Here is a 2,707-nt window from a genome sequence, read left to right as displayed (position 1 = left end):
ATTAGCTTTGAATGGATCGATATCGCGTTTCAATTTCCACTCAGTTTAAAGCAAATGGACGAGGGTGCCTCGGCTAAAACTGAGACACCCTCTTCTTTAACTATATATCACTATATATTACTTCTCACGGAAGAAAATGGTAATCGGCACGCCTGAAAAATCGAAATTTTCACGCATTCTGTTTTCAAGATACCGCAGATAAGGTTCTTTTACATGCTTGGGATTACTGCTGAAAAACACGAAGGTGGGCGAAGGTGTTGGCAGCTGGATCATATATTTAATATTAATATACTTCCCTCTGTGTGCCGGCGGCGGATATTTTTCAATCTCAGCCTGCATTACCTCATTCAGTTTCGAGGTCGTGATTTTCTTAGTCTTGTTTTTATAAACCTCCATTGCCTTCTCCATTACCTGGAGAATGCGTTGTTTTTCGACAACCGAAGCAAAAATGATCGGCATGTAGTTCATCGGGGCCAGCTTTTCCAGTAAGGCTTTTTTGTAGGCGTCAGCCGTTTTGGAGTCTTTTTCAACAAGGTCCCATTTATTAACCATGATCACGATCCCTTTCTTGGCTTTGTCGGCCTGACCGATAATATTCATATCCTGGCCTTCCAAACCCAAAGTCGCGTCCAGCAACACGATACAAACATCCGATTCTTCCATTGCTTTCACCGAGCGAAGGGTTGAATAGAACTCAATATCTTCCTTCACACGTGATTTTCTTCTGATACCCGCCGTGTCCGTCAGGATGAATTCCATTCCGAAAGCATTATAATGCGTGTGGATCGCGTCGCGCGTGGTACCGGCTATATCCGTTACGATACTTCTGTCAGTTCCGGTCAGTACATTCAAAAACGAAGACTTTCCAACATTCGGGCGACCCATGATCGCAATGCGGGGAATCCCTTCTTCCGGATTCTCTATACCCTGTGTGTCAAAATGCGTAATTACCTTATCCAGCAATTCTCCTGTTCCGAAACCGGTTTGTGCGGAGATCGCGAAAATTTCATCTCCTAAACCCAGTTCGTAGAATTCAGCAGCAGATTGGTAACGTTCCTGTGTCTCCGCCTTGTTGGCCACGAGATAAACTGGTTTGTTGAATCGCCGAAGTACATTCGCGAAGTCTTTATCAAGATCTGTCAACCCCGTCATGGTATCAACCATAAACAACACTACTGTTGACTCTTCAATGGCTAGCTCCACCTGATCGCGTATCGCGCCTTCAAATATATCTTCCGAACCAACTACATATCCGCCGGTATCGATCACTGTAAAATACTGATCCGTCCATTCTCCATAACCATAATGCCGGTCGCGCGTAACGCCGCTCTGGTTGTCCATAATTGCCTTGCGGCTCTCTGTAAGGCGGTTGAATAATGTAGACTTACCTACATTCGGTCGCCCTACTATCGATATAATATTTGCCATTTTACTTGTTTGATCTGGTCCAAACGATATTGTTGATACCGTTTTTCATTCATTAATTATTAATCTTCATATCCGAACTGGCGAAGCTTGTTTTCTTTGCTTCTCCAATCGGGTTCTACTTTTACGTGCTGTTCAAGGAAAACTTTTTTGCCAAAAAATGCTTCCAGATCGTGGCGGGCCTGTGAACCTACTCTTTTCAGCATTTCCCCTTTTTCGCCGATCAGAATCCCTTTCTGACTCTTCCGCTCGACTAAAATCTCGGCACGGATCACGATGATATCGTCTTTTTCCTTGAATTCTGTGATTACTACTTCGGAGCTGTATGGAATTTCCTGGCGATAATTCAGAAATATTTTCTCGCGGATCATTTCGGAAGCAAAGAAACGCTCAGGTTTGTCTGTTAGTTCGTCTTCCCCGAAATAGGGCGGGTGAAAAGGCAGGCGCGTGATCACCGCATCGAACAATGTACCGATATTCGCATTTTCAAGAGCCGAGATCGGGATAATAGCAGCGGGATGGATTTCATTCTCCCATTCTATCATTTTCGCATTCACGTGTTCCTGATCTGACAGGTCGATTTTGTTCAGCACCAGGATCACAGGCGAATCGGTGCGGTTCAAAAGTGGAAGCACCTCGTGTTCAGTTACCTTCTCCCCTACTTCCACGACGAACAAAACTACGTCGGCATCTTCCAGTGACCCTTTTACAAAAGTCATCATCGAATCATGCAGCTTATAAGCAGGCTTGATCACACCCGGTGTATCCGAATAGACGAGCTGAAATGGAATATTTTCGTGTGTTCCGTTAAGTATTCCTAATATCCGGTGTCTGGTTGTTTGTGCTTTGGAGGTAATAATGGACATTTTTTCACCCACCAATACATTCATCAGCGTCGATTTTCCAACATTCGGTTTACCGATAATGCTGACAAAACCTGCACGATGGTTACGTAAGGGAGCTTCTTTTTCTTCTTCTTCCATAAATTTTTTGGTATTCACTATTTAAAATGGAATGCAGCTGGCCGGATTTTAGAAATCGCTGATAACTAGGATGCTGCCACCAATTATTATGCAAACCTACGGTTTTCCGGGCAGCAAACCGCGCGCCAGGGCGTAGTATTAGTGGGTATATCCATAAAAGTTGTCTTAAATTTTTTTGTAAAAAGCTGGCATATTCAAAATAATGCCGTATGTTTGCACTCCAATTCAACGCCGCGGGATGGAGCAGTTGGTAGCTCGTTGGGCTCATAACCCAAAGGTCGCTGGTTCGAGTCCAGCTC

2 protein-coding genes are annotated in these 2,707 nt (G+C 44.2%); both read right to left on the bottom strand.

The features are described from left to right. Positions 1 to 117: 117 nt before the first annotated feature. Complete coding sequence (gene der, locus Q369_RS0121940; protein ID WP_031529883.1) at positions 118 to 1,428, bottom strand: ribosome biogenesis GTPase Der; 1,311 nt, start codon at positions 1,426 to 1,428, stop codon at positions 118 to 120. Positions 1,429 to 1,487: 59 nt separating this feature from the next. After that, entirely contained in the window at positions 1,488 to 2,408 is a 921-nt protein-coding gene (era, locus tag Q369_RS0121935; RefSeq protein ID WP_031529882.1) for a GTPase Era, read from the bottom strand. Positions 2,409 to 2,707: the final 299 nt, after the last annotated feature.

Origin of the sequence: Dyadobacter crusticola DSM 16708, assembly GCF_000701505.1 — a bacterium.
GTDB lineage: Bacteria > Bacteroidota > Bacteroidia > Cytophagales > Spirosomataceae > Dyadobacter > Dyadobacter crusticola.
This window is presented reverse-complemented; position numbering and strand designations above follow the sequence as displayed.